The sequence below is a fragment of the Paraburkholderia sp. J63 genome (assembly GCF_905220245.1).
GTDB lineage: Bacteria > Pseudomonadota > Gammaproteobacteria > Burkholderiales > Burkholderiaceae > Paraburkholderia.
Genome location: NZ_CAJMZF010000001.1, coordinates 55,569 through 75,647, shown reverse-complemented (window position 1 = coordinate 75,647; position 20,079 = coordinate 55,569). Strand labels below are relative to the sequence as shown.

Annotated in this window: 19 protein-coding genes; 11 read left to right on the top strand and 8 right to left on the bottom strand. The window is 64.0% G+C overall.

The genetic code is table 11. The annotated features are described in order from the left end of the window. Nucleotides 1–14 precede the first annotated feature (14 nt). The 3 genes from U5775_RS00335 to U5775_RS00325 all read right to left on the bottom strand — a co-directional run bounded on the left by U5775_RS00335 (nt 15) and on the right by U5775_RS00325 (nt 1,856). Nucleotides 15–908: a dihydrodipicolinate synthase family protein gene (locus tag U5775_RS00335; protein WP_322056127.1), complete on the bottom strand. Its 894-nt coding sequence runs from the start codon at nt 906–908 to the stop codon at nt 15–17. Nucleotides 909–938: 30 nt separating this feature from the next. Then, nucleotides 939–1,067, bottom strand: coding sequence for a hypothetical protein (locus U5775_RS00330; protein WP_322056126.1), 129 nt, complete (start codon nt 1,065–1,067; stop codon nt 939–941). Nucleotides 1,068–1,130: 63 nt separating this feature from the next. Further along, the gene (locus tag U5775_RS00325; RefSeq protein ID WP_322056125.1) at nt 1,131–1,856 is read right to left on the bottom strand and encodes a GntR family transcriptional regulator; all 726 of its coding nucleotides are present in this window, start codon (nt 1,854–1,856) and stop codon (nt 1,131–1,133) included. A 435-nt stretch (nt 1,857–2,291) separates the two neighbouring features. Here U5775_RS00325 and U5775_RS00320 point away from each other — a divergent pair, with 435 nt between their 5' ends. The 3 genes from U5775_RS00320 (at nt 2,292) to U5775_RS00310 (ending at nt 5,931) form a co-directional block, all read left to right on the top strand. Then, a complete protein-coding gene (locus U5775_RS00320; RefSeq protein WP_322056124.1) occupies nt 2,292–3,422 on the top strand; it encodes a hybrid-cluster NAD(P)-dependent oxidoreductase in 1,131 nt (376 codons plus the stop codon). A gap of 31 nt (nt 3,423–3,453) precedes the next feature. Continuing rightward, nucleotides 3,454–4,680: a Xaa-Pro peptidase family protein gene (locus U5775_RS00315; RefSeq protein ID WP_322056123.1), complete on the top strand. Its 1,227-nt coding sequence runs from the start codon at nt 3,454–3,456 to the stop codon at nt 4,678–4,680. Between the two features lie 105 nt (nt 4,681–4,785). Next, nucleotides 4,786–5,931: a porin gene (locus tag U5775_RS00310; protein ID WP_322056122.1), complete on the top strand. Its 1,146-nt coding sequence runs from the start codon at nt 4,786–4,788 to the stop codon at nt 5,929–5,931. Nucleotides 5,932–5,958: 27 nt separating this feature from the next. Here the strand turns inward: U5775_RS00310 and U5775_RS00305 are convergent, their stop codons facing one another. Continuing rightward, nucleotides 5,959–6,888 carry a LysR family transcriptional regulator gene (locus tag U5775_RS00305; protein ID WP_322056121.1) on the bottom strand — a complete coding sequence of 310 codons (930 nt, stop codon included), beginning with the start codon at nt 6,886–6,888 and terminating at the stop codon, nt 5,959–5,961. Nucleotides 6,889–6,998: 110 nt separating this feature from the next. On the opposite strand from U5775_RS00305, the gene U5775_RS00300 reads away from it, so the two are divergent. Then, entirely contained in the window at nt 6,999–8,042 is a 1,044-nt protein-coding gene (locus U5775_RS00300) for an NAD-dependent epimerase/dehydratase family protein (RefSeq protein ID WP_322056120.1), read from the top strand. 148 nt (nt 8,043–8,190) lie between these two features. Then, a complete protein-coding gene (gene fabV / locus U5775_RS00295; RefSeq protein WP_322056119.1) occupies nt 8,191–9,387 on the top strand; it encodes an enoyl-ACP reductase FabV in 1,197 nt (398 codons plus the stop codon). 80 nt (nt 9,388–9,467) lie between these two features. On the opposite strand, the gene U5775_RS00290 is transcribed toward fabV, so the two are convergent. Both U5775_RS00290 and U5775_RS00285 read right to left on the bottom strand, forming a co-directional pair. Beyond that, nucleotides 9,468–10,208: a class I SAM-dependent methyltransferase gene (locus U5775_RS00290; protein WP_322056118.1), complete on the bottom strand. Its 741-nt coding sequence runs from the start codon at nt 10,206–10,208 to the stop codon at nt 9,468–9,470. 44 nt (nt 10,209–10,252) lie between these two features. Next, nucleotides 10,253–11,995, bottom strand: a complete 1,743-nt coding sequence (locus U5775_RS00285) for an IlvD/Edd family dehydratase (RefSeq protein ID WP_322056117.1) — start codon at nt 11,993–11,995, stop codon at nt 10,253–10,255. A 496-nt stretch (nt 11,996–12,491) separates the two neighbouring features. Here U5775_RS00285 and U5775_RS00280 point away from each other — a divergent pair, with 496 nt between their 5' ends. The 4 genes from U5775_RS00280 (at nt 12,492) to U5775_RS00265 (ending at nt 16,263) form a co-directional block, all read left to right on the top strand. Further along, nucleotides 12,492–13,601, top strand: a complete 1,110-nt coding sequence (locus tag U5775_RS00280; RefSeq protein ID WP_322056116.1) for a sugar ABC transporter substrate-binding protein — start codon at nt 12,492–12,494, stop codon at nt 13,599–13,601. Next, entirely contained in the window at nt 13,601–14,626 is a 1,026-nt protein-coding gene (locus U5775_RS00275) for an ABC transporter permease (RefSeq protein WP_322056115.1), read from the top strand. The genes U5775_RS00280 and U5775_RS00275 overlap by 1 nt, the downstream gene beginning before the upstream one ends. After that, complete coding sequence (locus U5775_RS00270) at nt 14,626–15,456, top strand: ATP-binding cassette domain-containing protein (RefSeq protein WP_322056114.1); 831 nt, start codon at nt 14,626–14,628, stop codon at nt 15,454–15,456. The genes U5775_RS00275 and U5775_RS00270 overlap by 1 nt, the downstream gene beginning before the upstream one ends. An 81-nt stretch (nt 15,457–15,537) precedes the next feature. After that, nucleotides 15,538–16,263, top strand: a complete 726-nt coding sequence (locus tag U5775_RS00265; protein WP_322056113.1) for a FadR/GntR family transcriptional regulator — start codon at nt 15,538–15,540, stop codon at nt 16,261–16,263. Nucleotides 16,264–16,320: 57 nt separating this feature from the next. On the opposite strand, the gene U5775_RS00260 is transcribed toward U5775_RS00265, so the two are convergent. Continuing rightward, nucleotides 16,321–17,259, bottom strand: a complete 939-nt coding sequence (locus tag U5775_RS00260; protein ID WP_322056112.1) for a Gfo/Idh/MocA family oxidoreductase — start codon at nt 17,257–17,259, stop codon at nt 16,321–16,323. A 66-nt stretch (nt 17,260–17,325) separates the two neighbouring features. Beyond that, a complete protein-coding gene (locus U5775_RS00255; RefSeq protein WP_415913481.1) occupies nt 17,326–18,279 on the bottom strand; it encodes a dihydrodipicolinate synthase family protein in 954 nt (317 codons plus the stop codon). A 242-nt stretch (nt 18,280–18,521) separates the two neighbouring features. On the opposite strand from U5775_RS00255, the gene U5775_RS00250 reads away from it, so the two are divergent. Next, complete coding sequence (locus tag U5775_RS00250; RefSeq protein ID WP_322056111.1) at nt 18,522–19,379, top strand: class I SAM-dependent methyltransferase; 858 nt, start codon at nt 18,522–18,524, stop codon at nt 19,377–19,379. A gap of 107 nt (nt 19,380–19,486) precedes the next feature. Then, complete coding sequence (locus tag U5775_RS00245; RefSeq protein WP_322056110.1) at nt 19,487–20,068, top strand: RNA polymerase sigma factor; 582 nt, start codon at nt 19,487–19,489, stop codon at nt 20,066–20,068. Nucleotides 20,069–20,079 lie beyond the last annotated feature (11 nt).

Below are 20,079 nucleotides of genomic sequence, written 5' to 3'. Positions count from 1 at the left end.
CGCCCAGTTCTTCCTTAGATGGCGAGCTTTTCGCGCTCGACGAGATCGCCAAGCGCGCGGCGCAAGACGTCGATCTGCTTCGCCGGCAAACGGCTCAGCGGGCGGCGCGGGTTGCCCGCGCCATAGCCCGTCATTTCCGCTGCCGCATACACGGCTTGCACATAGTTGCCTTCCCAGATCAGCGACATGGCGGGTTCCAGCAGACGCCAGATTTCGCGGGCGTCGTCCCAGCGGTGCTCCTGCGCTGCCGTTACGAGTTGCACGCACGTCTTCGGCGTGAAGTTCGCCCCGCCCCAGATCAATCCCTTGACCCCGGCATACAACGCGTAGGGCACGAGCGCATCGGCCCCATTCATCACCGGAAGACCCGTGCGTACCAATGCCGCCTGCTTTGCCAGATCGCCGCTACTGTCTTTCACGGCCAGAAACTCGGGAATCTCGCACAAGCGGCGCAAGAGCGACGCGGTGATTTCCACGCCAATGGCCTGCGGTACGTTGTACCCGATGATGGGCAAGCCGCCGCGCGCGACCGCGGCGTAAAACTCGAAGACGCCGTCGTCATCGGTCGGACCTTCGAAGAACGGCGGCAGCACCATCACGCCATCGGCGCCGCAATCAGCCGCGTGACGCGTGCGCTCGACCACGTCATCGGCCAGCAAGGCGGAGGTCTGGACGATGATTCTGGCGCGTCCGTTGATGACCTTCGCGCCGAACGCGACGAGATCCTTTGACTCCTGCTGCGAGAGGTAGACGTGCATGCCAGTGCCCGAGCTAAGCACAAAGCCACGAATACCGGCGGCGAGGTACTTTTCGATCAATTGCTCCAGACGGCCGTGGTCGGGCTTTCCGTCCGAATCAAAAGGAGTGCTAATTGCAAGGTTGATGCCAGTGAATGAAAAGTCTTTCATGTTTTTAAGCTTCGTCCATTTCGTTGTCGTTCAGTTGCCGTTCAAATCCAGCGAGAATCGGCCCGAAGCACCGCAAGCCCTGCCGTCGACGACAGCGGCCGGCAGTTTCAGATCGCGAGCGATTTTCTGATACTCGCTCCTGGACAGCAAATCACTCATCTATTCGTCTCTCAATGATGCGGGTTGTCATGAGGAACCGGACGCGCCGCCCGGTTTGCGAAGCTAGAACTCAATCGGCACGGCTACACCGTCGGGCGCCACGTACGAAGCCATGTTTCGCCGCGCGAGGTACACGTGGGCTCGCACGATCTCGCCGGCGGCCTCGGCATCGCGCCGCTCGATGGCGGCAATGATCTCTTCGTGATGCTGCACGGCTTGCGCGAGCTCTTCGTCCATGCGTTCGTCGCGCGGCTGATAGAAGGTCTTGCCCAGCCTCGCGTGGTCGATCAGCAAACGCGACAAGCTCGGCATCAGATAGGGGTTGTGCGCCATCTTGCCGATTGCATGATGAAACTGGTCGTTCGCCAACACCCGCTCATCGACGTCGCTGCCATCCACCGCCGCGCGGAATCGCTCCTGGATTCGCTTGAGCCCATCGATTTCCGCGGGGGTCGCGTTGGTCGCGGCCAGCTTGGTCGTCGCGACGTAAATCAGCGGCGCGGCCAGGAAGTAGTTGCGCAGGGCGTCGTAATTCATCGAGGCCACGCGCGCGGCGCGATTGGCCTCCAGCTCGATGTAGCCCTCTGCCGCCATCTGCCTCATCAACTCGCGCACGGGCGGACGCGACAGCCCGAACTCCTCGGCGAGCGCGACCTCGTCCAGGCTCACGCCGGGAGCCAGTTCCATGCTCAGAATGCGGTGCCGTAAAGCTTGTGCCAGCACGGCTTTGCGGTCTTGCGAGGGAGCCTGTCCATCGTCCCGTTCGATTTCAACGATGTTCGTCTTCATGCCTTCTCCTGTTGCGAGAATCCTGTGTCTTCAAATTGTATTCGTCAAGACGTCAATAGGTCTAATAAGGGAAGTTCCTGGGGGAAACCCGTCTGACGATGGAGTTTGACCGAAGGAGCCCCCGTTATCCGGAATGCCCGGTCATGGTTAGTACCAGGGGACGCGGTGCGGCGTTCCGGTGCGCCGGTTGCCGATCCGCGTCCGCCCTGCCGCCCCGGCACGCATAACCTAAAGTAATGCGAGCGCGAAATTAAAGCGCATTGACGACGTTTTTCCTCAAACCAATACTCGGCCCTCAGCAAAGGCGAGTGAGGTCTGCAAGACCATCGAAGCAGATGAAATCCAGCGACTCGCCTTTTCCGGGAACGTGCGTCGAGCAGTTCATTTGCTGGCATGAAGCGAGTGGGCGCCAGGCGCATCAACAGGCTCATCGTTATGAACTCGGTAGAAAGAATGTTCGCCCCTGCTCAAGATCCCGAAGTCCGATTCTCGAATCCTCATACCTGGGAAAGCGGCGCCCGACTCTGGGCAAGCGGTGAACAGCAGACGCTGACATGCTGTCGAGTGGTTGAAGAAACCCATGACGTAAAGAGCTTCGAATTTCGCGTTGGTGATGGAACGCCGGTTCGTTTCGAACCCGGTCAATTCATGACGGTATCGGCGAACGTGAAGGGTCAGGCCGTCGAGCGCTGCTACACGATTTCGTCGCCGCCCACGCGGCCGTATCTGCTCTCTATTACCGTGAAGCAGGTGCCCGGCGGCGTCATGTCGAACTGGCTCCACGAGAATATGAGGCCGGGTAGCACCTTGCGCGCTTATGGCCCGTCCGGCACGTTCACCGCCACAGCGGCCGCGTCCGCGAAGTCCCTGTATTTGTCCGCGGGTTCCGGCGTGACGCCGCTGATGTCGATGACGCGCGCCAGCATCGACCTCGGGCTGAACCGTGACGTGGTCTTCGTGCATAGCGCGCGAACGCCAGCCGACATCGTCTTTCGTAGCGAACTGAAACGCCTGGCCGAGCTTTCCCCGCGTTTTCGCACCTTTTTCGTCTGCGAAGGCGTTGGCGACGAACTCGATTGGGCGGGCCCGATTGGCCGGCTCAGCCTCGAACTTCTGTCCGAATGGGTCCCTGATTACGCCGAGCGCGAAGTGTTCACCTGCGGCCCGGCGGGCTATATGAGCGCAGTGCGGGCCTTGCTCCGGGAAGGCGGCCACGACCCGGCGCGCTATCACCAGGAAAGCTTCGACATCAGCGCCGACGTCGCGCCCGAACCCGTTCGCGAAGAACAAGCGGCAACGCAGCAAACATTCACCGTCAAGCTTTCGCGCTCCTCGAGGTCGTTCACCATGAGCGCGTCGGAGACGGTACTGTCCGCCGCGCGAAAAGCAGGCGTCGCGATTCCCTCCTCGTGCAGCCAGGGCGTGTGCGGAACCTGCAAAACCAGGCTGCTTGAAGGAACCGTCGACATGAAGCATAACGGCGGCATTCGTGAACGCGAGGTGCAAAAAGGACTCCGGCTGCTGTGCTGCAGCCGGCCCACGTCCGACCTGACGCTGGATCTTTAGCCTCCCCTATACAAACCCCGGAGCAGAAAAAATGACGGACCACGTAATGGCCGCGAGCCGCACAACCGAAGCAGGCGGCAAGGAGAAAGTCCTGCAAGAAGTCAGAGCGTATCGGCTGGCCCGTGTTCAGGAGCAACTGCGCAAGCATAATTGCCCCGCGATCTTGCTCTACGACCCGGTGAACATCCGGTATGCAACCGACACGTCCAACATGCAGGTCTGGGCAGGACGCAATCCTGCTCGTTACGTCATGGTCTTTGCAGATGGCCGGATCGTCGCGTGGGAGTTCCACAGCAGCGAACATGTCTGGGACGGACTGGACCTCGATGTCGAACTGCGCGGCGCGCTGAGCTGGACGTTCTTCAACGCCGGTCACGAAGCCGAGCGCCGCGCCGAAACCTGGGGCTCCGAAATTATCGATGTGTTTCGTCAGCACGCGCCGGGCGAGCACGTGCTGGCCGTCGATCGTCTCGATCCGTTTGGATCCGCCTACCTGGAAAAGCATGGCCTGACCCTGCTGGACGGCCAGGCGCTGATGGAGACGGCCCGGCTAATCAAGTCGGCGGGCGAGTTCGTCCTGATCGGCGAATCTCTGCGCACTGCCGAGAAGGGCATCGAACGCATGCGCCGCGAGCTTCGTCCGGGCATCACCGAGAACGACCTCTGGGCCAACCTTCACTTCGAGAACATTCGAAACGGCGGCGAGTGGATTGAGACCCGGCTCCTCGCCTCGGGAGACCGGACCAATCCCTGGATGCACGAATGCTCTTCGCGGGTTTTGCAGAACGGGGACCTGCTTGCGTTCGATACCGATATGGTCGGGCCCAATGGCTACTGCTCCGATATTTCCCGAACCTGGCTCGTGGGCGACGGTCGTCCGTCCGACGAGCAGCGCAAGCTCTATGAACTGGCCTATTCACAGGTCCATTACAACATGGACCTCCTTCGGCCCGGCATGACGTTCAAGGAATTCGCCGACAAGGCGTGGAAGATCCCGGAGCCGTTCATCAAGAACCGCTACTGCTGCCTCGCTCACGGCATCGGCATGGTGGACGAGTATCCGTCGATTTCGCACCAGGTCGATTGGGAGGCCGCGGGCTATGACGGCTTGTTTGAAGTCGGCATGACGGTTTGTGTCGAGAGCTACATTGGAGCGGAAGGCGGCTCGCAGGGTGTCAAGCTCGAGCAGCAGGTCGTGCTGACGGAAAACGGCTGCGTATCGCTGACGGATTGCGCCTTCGAGAAAGACTGGCTCTGAAAGCCGTTATCAGGACCGCTCTCGACGAGGGTGTTTTAGTGCCGGTCGACAGACCGGCATTTTTTATAAGTACGACTATTCATAAAATACGGTTTGGAGAACTCGATGAATCTGAAAGTCCTGGCTTGCGCGGTGTTATCCACTATCGCCGTACCGGTGATGGCACAAAGTTCCGTGACGCTATACGGCGTAATCGACGAGGGTTTCGATTACACCAATAACGTGGCGGGGAATAAAGTCTACGAACTGCAGAGCGGTTTCGTCCAGGGTAGCCGCTGGGGCTTAAAGGGATCCGAGGACTTGGGCGGAGGCTTGAAAGCCATCTTCCAGCTCGAGAACGGTTTCGACGTGAACAGCGGCCGCCTGGGTCAGGGTGGCCTCATGTTCGGCCGCCAGGCGTATGTCGGCATTGCATCGGACCGCATCGGCACCCTCACGCTCGGGCGCCAGTACGACTCGCTGGTCGATTACCTCGCCCAGACCACGGCGAACGGAAACTGGGCCGGCTATCTGTTCTCGCACCCCTACGACAACGACAACACGGACAACACGTTCCGGGTGAACAACACCGTCAAGTATGCGAGCCCGGATATCGCCGGCCTGCAGTTCGGCGGTACGTACAGCTTCAGCAACACCACGAACTTCGCCAACAACCGGCAATTCAGCGTGGGCGCCCAATACACCGTGGGCAATCTGCTTCTCGCCGCGGCGTACCTGCAAGCCGATCACCCGTCGGCTACGGCCAGCGGCGCGATTACCAACGGCGGCGACGAAAACTTCGTTGGCGACAAGCTGCGGATCTTCGGAGCCGGTGCGAGCTACACGTATGGGTCGGCGAATATTGGCTTCGCCTACACCAACACCTACGTGACCAACCCGCTCAGCTCGGCATACGTCGGGGCAATCACCTCGCCCACCGGAACGCTTTCGAATCTGCGATTCCAGAACTTTGAAATCAACGGCAAATACCAGTTCACACCAGCGTTCTTTGTGGGCGCGATGTACACGTATACGCGGGCCGATTTCAATGCGACGTCCGGGAAGCAGAACCCGGACTATCAGACCGTGGGCCTGATGGCGGACTATTTCCTGTCCAAACGGACGGACGTCTACGTGCAGGGCGCCTATCAGCACGTCGGCGGTGACCGGACAGGCTCCGTTCTCGACTTTGCCTACGTGCCTGGTGCGGACGGCGTATCGTCCAGCCAGAATCAGATTGTGGCGAGAGTGGCGCTGCGCCACAAGTTCTGATCGGCGCCGATGAAGTGGAGCGGGCGGTCATTTGACGCCCGCTCCCTTTGAATGATCCGGCGATGCGCCGCGTATATAGGCATTTAACCCCGACGCAAGCGCTGCAAAGGTCACCGCGCAGCGCGCGCTTGCGCGCAAATCTTCGTGCATGGCGACCCACGTATCCAGCGTCAACGAGAACTCTTTGCGCAAAACGCGAACCAGCCTCGGGTCCCTCGCCGCCAACGGCGACTGGCACGCGCCGATGCCGAACCCCGCGCGTATCGCGCTCAACTGGGCAAGATCGCTGTCGGCTCGAAAGGCAAAGCTATCGCGCGTGAAAGTTTTAAACCGGTCCTGGAACGATCGGATAAATTCGGTTTCCTGATCAAATCCGATGGTCGTATGGCGTGACAACTCTTTTATCGATTTAGGCACGCCATGCTGCGCCAGATACCGCTCGTGAGCGTGCAGCCCGACGTCGATCGCGCCGATGCGCCTGGCCACCAGCGCCTCCTGCACGGGCCTGAACATGCGTACCGCAATGTCTGCTTCACGACGGAGCAAATCGTCCGCCCTGTTTGACAGCGCGAGTTCTATCGTCAGTTCCGGGTATTCGCTGCGCAGGGCCGCCAGTATCGGTGGCAAAACCTCGACGCCGATGACCTCGCTCGTCGTCAGCCGAACCGTACCGCGTACGCCCGAGCCATGACTGCTCGCCGCCCGGCGCAACGCCGCCGTGGTCATCGCAAGTCCGGCGGCGTAGGGCCGCAGTTCATTGGCCGCGTCGGTTGGCGAGAACCCGTCGAACGAACGGGTAAAAAGCTTGAGTCCCAGCGCCGCCTCCAGACTTTCGATATGGCGGCCAACGGTCGGCTGCGTTATGCCTAGCGAGCGTGCGGCCGCCGATAACGAGCCAGTCTCCAGGACTTGAAGAAAGCTCCGGTACCACTCCCAGTTCGGTTCCCTTTCGGCCATATCGGTCTCCATACATAAATGTATAGCCGATAGACAGATTTCGCCAATTTTTTATGACCCGCGAAACGCGCAGAATCACGCCATCGACACCTTTCAAGCGGAGAACGGACATGGCGACGAGACCTCTCGAAACGGGCCGCACGGCGCTCGTGCTGGGCGTGGGCGGCGGCATCGGTAGCGAAGTCGCGCGGCAACTGGCCGGTGCAGGCTGGCGCGTGCGTGCACTCCAGCGCGCCACCAGCGTGACGGGCGCGGCAGGCACGAGCGCCGCGACAGAGGCCACGACCAACGCCCTCGACATCGAACGCATACAGGGCGACGCGATGGACCGCGACGCCGTGCTGCGCGCCGCGCAGGGTTGCGACGTGATCGTGCACGCGGTCAACCCGCCGGGCTACCGGCGCTGGGCCGAACTCGTGCTGCCGATGATCGACAACACCGTCGCCGCCGCGCAGGCCGTGGGCGCGACCGTGGTGCTGCCGGGCACCGTCTACAACTTCGGCCCCGAAGCGCTGCCGCTCGTCGGCGAGGATGCGCCGCAACACCCGCGCACGCGCAAGGGCGCGATCCGCGTCGCGCTCGAGCAGCGGCTGGAAGCGGCCTCGGCGCAAGGCGTGCGCTCGATCATCGTGCGAGCCGGCGACTTCTTCGGCCCGCGCGTGGGTAATAGCTGGCTCGCGCAGGGGTTCCTCAAGGCCGGGCAGCCCTTGCGCACGGTGCGCGAGCCGGGCAGGCGCGGCGTGGGTCACGCGTGGGCCTATGTGCCCGACGTCGCTCGCACGATGCGCGAGCTGATCGAGCAGCGCGCGACGCTCGCGCCCTTCGCGCGCTTTCACGTGGCCGGCCATTGGGACGCCGACGGCACGCAGATGGCCGCCGCCATCTGCCGCGTCGCGCAGCGGCACGGCTTGCAAGTGCAGCGCAAGCCGTTCCCGTGGCCGCTGATCTATGCGCTGGCGCCATTCGCCACGACGCCGCGCGAGATGCTGGAAATGCGCTATCTGTGGCGCGAAACGCTCGAACTCGACAACGCGAAACTCGTGGCGACGCTCGGCCGCGAGCCGCATACGCCGCTCGACACGGCCCTTGAGGCAACGCTGGCCGGGCTCGGGTATCTCGGCGAAAGCGTACACGCGCTGGCCCTCGCGCAATGAGGGCCGAGGCGTAAGCCGTCACGCTCCGCACTCTCCGCACTCGCAGCCACGCAAACGGCCCGCAAACCGGCCGGCGTGGCCCGGATTATTGGCTCGCGCTAAAATGCCGGCCGTTCCTGCATGCATCTGCGAAATACGGAGAAGTCTGATGATTATCGAACCGCGCGTTCGCGGCTTCATTTGCGTGACGGCCCATCCCGTGGGATGTGAGGCCAACGTCGCGCAGCAAATCGAATACGTCAACGCGCACGGCGCCATCCCCAACGGCCCGCAGCGCGTGCTCGTGCTGGGCGCGTCGACGGGCTACGGGCTCGCCGCGCGCATTTCGGCCGCGTTCGGCTCGGGCGCGGCCACGCTCGGCGTCGCGTTCGAGCGCGCCGGCACCGACACCCGCCCCGCCACTGCGGGCTGGTACAACACCGCCGCGTTCGAGAAGTTCGCCACGCAACAAGGGCTCTACGCGAAGACCATCAACGGCGACGCGTTCTCCGGCGCCCTCAAGCGCGAGACCATCGACACCATCAAGCGCGATCTCGGTCAGGTCGACCTCGTGGTCTACAGCCTGGCCGCACCGCGCCGCACGCATCCGGTGACGGGCGCGGTGCACACGTCCACGCTCAAGCCCGTGGGCAAGACGCTGCGTATGCGCGGCATCGACACCGACAAGGAAGTCATCAAGGAAACGGTGCTCGAAGCCGCGACGCAAGACGAGATCGACGGCACCGTGGCCGTGATGGGCGGCGAAGACTGGCAGATGTGGATCGACGCGCTGCTCGAAGCGGGCGTGCTGGCCGATGGCGCGAAGACCACGGCGTTCACCTATCTGGGCGCGGAAATCACGCACGACATCTACTGGAACGGCTCCATCGGCGCGGCCAAGAAAGACCTCGACCAGAAGGTGCTGGGCATTCGCGCGAAACTCGCGGCACGCGGCGGCGACGCGCGCGTTTCGGTGCTCAAGGCCGTGGTCACGCAGGCGAGCTCGGCCATTCCGATCATGCCGCTCTATCTCGCGCTGCTCTTCAAGGCGATGAAGGAAAACGGCACGCACGAGGGCTGCATCGAGCAGGTCTACGGCCTCTACCGCGACTCGCTCTATGGCGCCGCGCCGGTGCTCGACGAGGAAGGCCGCCTGCGCGCCGACTACAAGGAGCTCGCCCCCGAGATCCAGGCGCGCGTGAAGGCGGCATGGGACCAGGTCAGCGACGAAAACCTCTACGCAACGACCGATTTCGCGGGCTACAAGGCGGAATTCCTGCGTCTTTTCGGCTTCGGCATCGAAGACGTGGATTATGGCGCTGACGTCGATCCGAACGTTGTGATTCCCGGCATCGTCGAGAAGTAAGTTTCAAATCGCGCAGCGCGGCGTGTTGGTTGCGTGAGCAACCAACACAAAAGCGCTCACGAATCGAGAAGCACGGCGCGCTAACAGTGCGCGCCGATCAGCAGCATCATGGGCCGCTCGCGCTCCTGGGCCAGCTCCGGCATCGCATCGACTTGCGCCTGCGTCGGGCCCCATTCGATCAGGCGGCTCAGCGTGAAGCCGCAGTCGATGAGCGTGTTCACGAGCGTGCCCAGCGTGCGGTACTGCTTGATAACGCCATCGGCGAGCCAGTTCGTCACGCGCGGGCCTTCCATCTGATAGCTGTCGAGCAGCCAGCTCTCGTTGTTATCGTCGTCGAGGATAAAGTCCGGATCGCGCGGCGCCATGTAAATCGGGTGCTCGATGGAGAACACGAGCCGGCCGCCCGGCACGAGTGTGCGATGGATCGCGCGCAGCAACTCCGCGAGATGCTCGACGTAGTGAAACGCGAGCGAACTGAAGACCACGTCGAAGGCGGCCTCGGGTGGTTCGAACACTTCCAGACTGGCGCGGCGCCACGTGATGACCGCGTTGTGAGGGGACCGTTGCGTCATCGCCTGCGCGCGCTCGAGCATGCGTACCGAGACGTCGACGCCTTCCACCGCCGCCGCGCCCTGTTTCGCCGCCCAGCGGCAAAACCATCCGTATCCGCAGCCGAGATCGAGCACCCGCAGGCCATGCAGGTCGGGGAGCAATGCGCGCAGCGCGGGCCACTCGGGCGCGCCGTCGAGCCCCAGCACCGAGCGGTTCAGGCGGCTGTAGGCTTCGAAGAACTCGGGGTCGTCGTAGATGTTCTGGGTCATGCGCGGCAGTGTCTCACGGTATGTGATTGCGTTATCGGTCTCCCTCAATGCGAATGCCTCGGCACCTCCGCGCCCCGGCAGCCGACCAGGAAATCGAAATCGCATCCCTCGTCGGCCTGCAGCACGTGATCGACGTAGAGCTTGCGATAGCCGCTGCCATCGGCGGGTTCGGGCCTTTGCGCGGCGGCCCATGCGTCGAGCCGCGCGCGGATCTCCGCGTCGCTGATATCCACGCGTAGCGTGCCCTTCTCGCAATCGAGCTCGATCCAGTCGCCGTCGCGCACGATCGCCAGCGGCCCGCCCGCGCGCGCCTCGGGCGCCACGTGCAGCACCACGGTGCCGTAGGCCGTCCCGCTCATGCGCGCATCCGAAACGCGCACCATGTCCGTCACGCCTTGCGCGAGCAGCTTCGGCGGCAGGCCCATGTTGCCCACCTCGGCCATGCCGGGATAGCCCTTCGGCCCGCAGTTCTTCATCACGAGCACCGAGTCGGGCGTGACGTCGAGCGCGGGGTCGCCGATGCGCGCCTTATAGTCGTCGAAGTCCTCGAACACCACGGCGGGACCGCGATGCTTGAGCAGCGCCTGCGTGGCCGCCGAGGGCTTGAGCACGGCGCCGTTCGGCGCGAGATTGCCGCGCAGCACGCACAAGCCGCCATCGTGCACGAGCGGATTGCCGAGCGGACGAATCACTTCGTCGTTATAGTTGGGCGCCTCGCGCACGTTCTCCCATAGCGTGCGCCCGTTTGCGGTGAGCGCATCGGGATGCGGCAGCAGCTTCGCTTCGCCGAGGCGCCGCAGCACCGCCGGCAAGCCGCCCGCGTAATAGAACTCCTCCATCAGGAAGCGGCCCGATGGCTGCAGATCGACGATGGTCGGCGTGTCGCGCCCGATGCGCGTCCAGTCGTCGAGCTCCAGCTTCACGCCGATGCGCCCCGCGATCGCCTTCAGGTGTATCGCCGCGTTGGTCGACCCGCCAATGGCGGCATTCGTGCGGATGGCGTTCTCGAACGCCGCGCGTGTGAGCAGCTTCGAGAGGCGCAAGTCTTCGAGCGCCATCTCGACGATTCGCATTCCCGACAAATGGGCGATGACGTAGCGGCGTGCGTCCACGGCGGGAATCGCCGCGTTGTGGGGCAGCGTCACGCCCAGCGCTTCGGCCATGCACGCCATCGTGGAGGCCGTGCCCATGGTGTTGCAGGTGCCCGCCGAGCGCGACATGCCCGCCTCCGCGGCCATGAACTCGTGCATCGAGATCTTGCCCGCCTTCACCTGCTCGCTCAGTTGCCACACCGCCGTGCCCGAGCCGATGTCGCGCCCTTCGTGCTTGCCGTTGAGCATCGGGCCGCCGCTCACGACGATGGCGGGCACGTCGCAGCTCGCCGCGCCCATCAGCAGCGCGGGCGTGGTCTTGTCGCAACCCACGAGCAGCACGACCGCATCCACGGGATTGCCGCGTATAGCCTCCTCCACGTCCATCGAGGCGAGATTGCGCGTGAACATCGCCGTGGGCCGCAGGTTCGACTCGCCGTTGGAGAACACGGGAAATTCGACGGGAAAGCCGCCCGCCTCGTACACGCCGCGCTTCACGTGCTCGGCGAGCTTGCGAAAGTGCGCGTTGCAGGGCGTGAGCTCCGACCACGTGTTGCAGATGCCGATGATCGGCTTGCCCGCGAACTCGTGATCGGGAATGCCCTGATTCTTCATCCAGCTCCGGTACATGAAGCCGTTCTTGTCCGTGGTGCCGAACCACGCGGCCGAGCGGAGCCTGATTTTGCGAGTGTTCATGGCTTTGCCCACTTAGTGAGAAAAACCCATAAATAGCATGACTATATGTGGGTGAATGATCGGGAAAACGCCAATAAAAACGGCAAACAGTCTTGAATATAGTTTGCCTATTCAAACTTGCAAAGCGGGTAAACAGCGGGTTTTAACCCTGGCGGATAAACGCTAGCCACGAGGGCCGCGGACAGGGCGAGCGCCGCGAATTAAATAAAGCGTAGCAGGCGGCATCGTAAGCACTTTGTTATCTCCGCCCTGAACACGCCAGCAATAGTCGGACTAGTTAGGGGTATACATGGATTAGGAGGCGCAACCGCGCTGCACTACCATTTTTGCGGTACCGCACGGCGCGTATCGAGCGCTCCCGGATCGGGGTTGCACGTCGCCGCGCCCTGGCCCCACGCTGCGCCGCCCGGCGCACTCCCGGTGCCGTCCTGCATCTGCACGCGATCGACTCAACGTCGACCACATCGACCAACGAAGAAGAGAGCCGGAGGAAGACATGGCACAGCAACGGGATGACGACAAGGATGGCAGCAGCAACGGTTTCAGCGCCGCGCGGCGCGGATTGATGCAGGGCGCCGGGCTAGGCGCGGCGCTCTCGGTCATGGGCGCGCTCGGTGGCGCGGGCGGGCTGATTTCGCAGGCCCAGGCGGCCGAGGCGGCGTTCCCCTCGCACAAGAAGTGGAAGATCGTGTTCGTCAATCACGTCACCACGAATCCGTTCTTCGTGCCCACGCAGTACGGTATTCAGGACGCCTGTGCATTGCTCGGCATGGACTATCAGTGGACCGGCTCGGCCACCTCGGACGCCGGCGAAATGGTGCGCGCCGTGAATTCGGCCGTGGCCGCGAAGGCCGACGCCATCGCCGTGCCCATCGTCGATCCAACGGCCTTCGACAAGCCCATTCAGGCCGCGCTCGACGCCGGCATTCCCGTGTTCGCCTATAACGCCGATGCGCCGCGCGGCAAGCACAATCCGCGCCTCGCCTATATCGGCCAGGACCTCTATCTCTCGGGCTACCAGATGGGCGAGCGCATTGCGAGCCTCATCGACAGCGGCCTGGTCGGGCTCTTCATCGCGACGCCGGGGCAGCTCAATATCCAGCCGCGTCTCGACGGCGCGAGCGACGCCATCAAGAAGTCCGGCAAGAAGATCGACATCCAGACCGTGGCCACGGGCGCGACCGTCAACGAGGAGCTTTCAAAGATCAAGTCGTTCTATCTGGGCCACCAGGACCTGAAGGGCATGTTCGCCGTCGATGCGGGCAGCACGCAGGGCGTGGCGCAGGTGATGAAGGAATCGAACCTGCCTTCGAAGGGCGTGCACGGCGGCGGCTTCGATCTGCTGCCCACCACGATCCAGCTCATTCACGAAGGCTTTCTCGACTTCACCATCGACCAGCAGCCCTATGTGCAGGGCTTTTATACGGTGATGGAGGCGTTCGTGTTCCTCGCCTCGGGCGGCCTCGTCGGTCCTGCCGACATCAACACGGGCCTCAAATTCGTGACGAAGGCGACGGTCGAGCCCTACCTCAACACCTCGACGCGCTATGAAGGCAAGACCACCAAGCCGCAAATCGTCCCGATGAGCGGCGCAATCAAGTCGTGATGGACACAGTGAACGAATCCGGCAAGATCGAAGCGGTCCGCGCGCCCCGGCGCGCGGGCGTTTCATTCGCATCTCAGTGGGCGCCCGAGTTGCGCATCCTGCTCGTGGCCGTGCTGCTGGCCGCCTACTTCGAATTCGCGAACCACGATTTCCTGCTCACCAACGCGAGTCTCGTCAATCTCTCGCAGTTCATCGCGCCGGTGGCGATCATCGCCTTCGGCGAAATCATGCTGATGATCGGCGGCGACATCGATCTATCGGCGGGCATGGTGTTCGCATTCGCGCCGTTCATGATGGTGTTCGCGAACGACGCGGGCGCGCCCATGTGGCTCGCCGTGATCGCGGGGCTCGTGGCCGCCGCGATCATCGGCTTCGTGAACGGCGCCGTGACCGTGTGGCTGCGGCTGCCCTCGTTCGTCACCACGCTCGGCACGCTCTTTCTCATCAACGGCATCACGCTCACGGTCTCGCGCGGCACGCCCGCCGCCACCCCGGGCTCGCCCACGTTCTCCGGCTTCATGGGCGCGTGGGGCTATAGCGAGATCATCTGGACCGTGGCGCTCGCCTTCGCGATGCACGTGCTGCTACGGCACACGCGCTGGGGCCTGCATACGCAGGCAGCGGGCGCGAACCCGCTCGGCGCGAGCGAGGCCGGCATCCACGTGAACCGGCTGCGCCTCGGCAATTTCATTCTCGCCGCGGTGCTCGCGGGCTTCACGGGCATGCTCGAAGCCTTTCGCATCACCTCCATCGACCCGCAGGCGGGCGGCAACCAGATCATGTTCCTCGCCGTGGCCGCCGCCGTGATCGGCGGCACGCCGCTCACGGGCGGCTCGGGCACCATCGTGGGCGGGCTCATCGGCGCGGCGGTGCTCGGCATTCTCAACGACGGCTTCACGCTCATCGGCATCAACGCGTTCACCTTCAACATCATCCTGGGCGCCGCGATCCTGGCCGCCATGGTCTTTAACATCCACGTCGGACGTATCCACGCCGGCCGCATCCGCCGCAAGGGAGGACGCTGATGGACGAATCGCAAGCCTCCTCTGCCGGCGCGAGCGCCACGCCCGCAGCGAGCGGCGCGCCCGATGCACCGCTCGCGCTGCGCGGCGACAATCTCGTCAAGCGCTTTGGCGCGGTGACGGCGCTCGACGGCGTCTCGCTCACGCTCGGCAAGGGCGAGATACTCGGCATACTCGGCGACAACGGCGCGGGCAAGTCCACGCTCGTGAAGATTCTCACGGGCTTTCATCAGCAGACGGGCGGCACGCTTTACATCGACGGTCAGGAGACGCTGCTGCGCTCGGTCGATCACGCGCGCTCGCTCGGCATCGAATGCGTCTATCAGGATCTCGCGCTCGCGAATTCGCTGAGCATTTACCACAACATGTTCCTGAACCGCGAGATCGTGCGGCGCGGGCCGTTTAAATTGCTCGACCACAGGCAGATGCGCGAGCGCGCCGCGCAATGCCTCGACGATATCGGCGTGCACGTGCCTTCGGTCGATCTGCCTGTCGAACGCCTTTCGGGTGGTCAGCGCCAGGCCATTGCCGTGGCGCGCGCCGTGCATTCGAACGCGAAGATCCTGTTGCTCGACGAGCCGCTTGCCGCCATGGGTGCGCGCGAGGCAGGGCTCATCATCGACCTCGTGATGCGCCTGAAGGAAAAAGGCGGCCTCTCCATCATCATGATCATGCACAATTACGCGCAGACACTCGATATCGCGGATCGCATCATGTTGATGCAGCGAGGCCGCGTGACCTACGAACAGAAAAGCGCGCTTACGTCGGTGGCGGAGCTCATGGACATCGTGCGGCGGGAATATCGCGCCATGCGCGCGAGCAGTACACACTGAGCGCAGCTCGCACGCAGCGGGCATTGACAACAGGGAGTGTCCGAACGGGCCGCCCGCGCCGGGCGCTTCGGCAGGACAAACATGGATTACCGCAACCTACAGAAACGCAAGAGCATGCACGGGCGCATCGTGCAGGAGCTCGGCATGCAGATCGTGGGCGGCAAGCTCGCGCCGGGCCAGCGCCTGCCCGCCGAGCCCTCGCTGTGCGAGACCTATGGCGTGAGCCGTCCCGTGCTGCGCGAGGCCACGCGCGTGCTGGTGGCCAAGGGGCTCGTGGTGTCCAAGCCGCGTGTGGGCAGCGTGGTGCGGCCGCGCGAAGAGTGGCACATGCTCGATCCCGACGTGCTGTTCTGGACCGTGAACAGCCTTCCCGAAGGCGAATTCTTCCGCTCGCTCATGACGGTGCGGCAGATCATCGAACCCGCGGCTGCCGCGCTGGCCGCCATTTCCGCGAGCGACGAAGACCGCGAGCGCATTGCCGCCGCCTATGCGCGCATGGAGCAGGCCAGGACGGCGGCCGATCTGCTCGAGCCCGACCTGGAGTTTCATCGCGCGATCATGGCGGCCACGCACAACGACATGCTCGCGTATATCGGCAACATGCTTTCGCTTGCGCTCACCGAGTCGATCAAGCTCACGAGCCGCCATCCGAATACGCATGCGCTTTCGCTTCCGCGGCACAAGGCCATTCTCACAGCGATCGAGAACCGCGACGCGCTCGCGGCCAGGCAGGCGAGCGTCGTGCAGCTCGATAATGCGCGCGCCGATGCGAATATCATCCTGGGCGGGGCGGCGCTGGAGACCTGACCGCGCCGCGGGTCGATGGCGGCCAGCGCCTGCCGCCGCCCTCATGCCCTCCTGCCCTCAATGACCGAAGGCCTCGACTTCGACGTGCCGGCCAAGCAGAAACGCATCGGCCACGAGGCGCAGCGGGCGCACGTCCACGTCTTCGGCCCCATGCGCGATGAGCCAGCGAAAGCGTTCGTAGAGCGCCGCGTATTCGCGCTCCGCATCGAGCTCGACCGGCTCGCCGCGAATCGCGAGGCGCTTGCCACCCTCGGCGATCGAGAGCAACCCGTCCGTGGTGTCCACGTCGATTTCCCATTGCTCGACGGGGCCGTGCCGCCAGTCGAATTCGGCGCGTATTGGCACGCCTGCGGTGTCGATGCAATCGAGCTCGGCGGCGATGGGCGTCGCGCAATCGCTGGGCACGTGCAGCGTCGCGCCGCGCAGCAGCACTTCGCGCGGCAGGATGCGCGTGACGATGGACAACGCGTTGATGCCCGGATCGAACACGCCAAGGCCCCCCGGCTCCCAGATCCATTGCTGGCCAGGATGCCAGCGCCGCACGTCTTCTTTCCAGCGTACGTGCACGGCGCGGATCGTGCGGTTCGTGCCCCCGGCAAGCCACGCGCGCGCCGGTTCGACGGCGCTCGCGCGGCGCGAATGCCAGGTGGCGAACAACGTGCGGTTGTGCTGGCGCGCCAGCTCGCGCAGCGCCTCCACTTCGCTCACGCTCGCGCCGGGCGGCTTTTCGAGCATCACATGCTTGCCCGCTTCGAGCGCGGCACGCGCCTGCTCGTAGCGCACCTGCGGGGGCGCGCAAAGCGACACGGCATCGAGCCCGGATTCGGCGGCGAGCAGCGCACCGATATCGGTGTAGTTGCGCACGTTCTCGACCTGCGCATGGCGGCTCGCGCTTGCCACGAGCTCGAAGCCGGGGTTGCCCGCAATGGCGGGCAAATGCTGGTCGCGCGCGATCTTGCCGACGCCGACGATGGCCAACGTATACGAGGTCTTCATGACGATCTCCGCCTTTTCATCGAAACCTGCCCTCCGGTTAATTAATCTGGATACCGAATCAATTGATCATTTTCCCCAGCGCAGCACGAGCGGATCGAGCCGGCGCGCAATGGCGATCAATTCGGCACGCGTTTCGGGATGCATCGCGGGCAGCGGATGACGCGGCAGCTCGCAGGCGATCACGCCGCCCTCCTTCATGAGCGCCTTGCAGGCGAGCAGCCCCGCCTGGCGGTTCTCGTGATTGATGAGCGGCAGCCACTGCTGATAGCGCGCGAAGGCTTCATCAATACGGCCCGCGCGATGCGCCTCGATGATCGGACGGATGCCGTCCGGGAAGCCGCCGCCCGTCATCGACCCAGTCGCGCCCGCGTTGAGATCCGCGAGCAGCGTGATGCCCTCCTCGCCATCCCACGGACCTTCGGCGGCCTCGCCCGCGAGGCGGATCAGCTCGCGCAGCTTGTTCGCGGCGCCCGGCGTCTCGATCTTGAAGTACGCCACCTGCTCGATCTCGCGCGCCATGCGCGCGAGAAACGCCGCGGAGAGCACCGTGCCGCTCGCGGGCGCATCCTGGATCATGATGGGGATGTCGATGGCGTCCGACACGCGCGCGTAGAACTCGTAGATCTGCTGCTCGGGCACACGAAACGTCGCGCCGTGATAGGGCGGCATCAGCATGACCATCGCCGCGCCCTGCTGCTGGGCGCGCTTGCTGCGCGCCGCGCTCACCGTCGTGCCGTAATGCGTGGTGGTGACGATCACCGGCACGCGGCCCGCCACATGATCGAGCACCGTGCGCGTGAGGGTTTCGCGTTCGTCGTCGGAGAGCGAGAACTGCTCGGAGAAGTTTGCGAGGATGCACAGGCCGTCCGAGCCAGCGTCGATCATGAAATCGACGGCGCGCTTCTGGCTCTCCAGATCCAGCTCGCCGGTCTCGGTGAAGGTGGTGGGCACCACCGGGAAGATGCCGCGATAGCGCGGCCCGTTGTGCGTATTCAGGTTCGTGCTCGGGCTCGTGTTCATGTCACCAGTCTTGCCATAGGAAGGGAATGATGCCGTTCGTTCACCGCGTGCTCACAACGCACTCACGCCGAACGCCCTGATAATGATAGGCAACCCTGTAGATCAGCGCGAGCGTCAATCGAATGCAGTGGCGCGGTCGCGCCGGATAAACTGTCCGACGTTGCGTAAAGCGGCGCTGATTGTGGCCAACATCGTGACCAACAGCGCGCGCGATATCGCCCCGCACAGACAGGAGAACGCTCATGCAAGACCCGAAAACGGCCACGCCCGACTCCAGCGCCATCCGCGTCGCGCTCTGGCGCGCGCTGCACCTCGAAGTCGATGCCGAGCCACACGTGCTCGACGATGCAATCGGCATGCAGCTGGCCGCGCCGGACGCGAACTGGCGCAATCGCTCCGACATGCACCCCGAAGGCACGCGCGGCTATCGCGCGTCGATCGTCGGCCGGGCGCGGTTTATCGACGATCTCGTCGCAGCCCAAGCCGATGCGGGCGTCACGCAGTACGTGATCCTCGGCGCAGGCCTCGACACGTTCGCGCAGCGCCGGCCCGAGATTGCGGCGCGGCTCCACGTGTACGAAGTGGATCAGCCCGGCACGCAGGCATGGAAGCGCCAGCGGCTCGCCGAACTCGGCTTCCCCGGGCAGGCGTGGCTGCGCTTCGTGCCCGTCGACTTCGAGGCGGGCGAGTCATGGTGGACCCTGCTGGCGCGCGCGGGATTCGATACGAAAGCGCCCGCGGTGGTGGCCTCCACGGGCGTGTCGATGTATCTCACGCGCGAGGCCAATCTCGCCACGCTGCGCCAGATCGCCCAGCTCGCGCCGGGGTCGACGTTCGCCATGACGTTCACGCTGCCGCTCGATCTCGTCGATCCCGCGGAACGCGCGCAGCATGAAGCCGTTTATGAACGTGCGCGCGCCGCGGGGACGCCGTTTCTCAGCTTCTTTCGTCCCGAGGACATGCTCGCGCTCGCGAAGGAGGCCGGGTTTTCGCAGGCCGAGCATGTGAGCACCGCCGATATCGTTGATCGGTATTTTGCGGGGAGAAGCGATGGGCTGCGGCCTTCTACGGGGGAATCGTTTTTGGTGGCGAGGGTCTAGATCCCACTATGTAGTTACGCGCTGCCACGAGCGAACCGGCGGTCGCTCGAAGAAAGATTTTTTCTCGCTTGCCACAATATTCGCGCTCCTGAAACGTCTTCAGGGGCATGAAACCGCCACCCACCTCGCACCCGATGACCGACCGAGACAGCGACATCACCGAGACCGTGGTGCGTGAGCGCACGAGGCTCGTCAATTTTATCCGGCGTCGAATACGCGACCCGGACGACGCCGAGGACATCCTGCAGGATGTATTCCACGAATTTGTGCACGCCTACCGGCTTCCCGCTCCGATCGAACAGGCGAGCGCATGGCTTTTTCGCGCCGCGCGCAACCGCATCATCGATCGCTTTCGCAAGAAGAAAGAGCAGCCGTTGACAGACCTGCCGGAGGCCGAGGACGACGCCAGCAGTGAATATCGACTCGACCTCGCCCTGCCGGCGCACGATGCGGGTCCCGAAGCGCTCTACGCTCGCACGCTATTGCTCAAGGCTCTGCAGGACGCGCTCGATGAGTTGCCGCCGAATCAACGCGAAGTATTTATCGCGCACGAACTGGAGGGGCGTTCCTTCAAGGACATGGCGGCAGAAAGCGGTGTCGCGCTCAATACGCTGCTCGCGCGCAAACGCTACGCGGTCTTGCATCTGCGCGCCCGGCTGCAGTCCATTTACGACGAACTGGATATTTAGAGGAGCTGAAG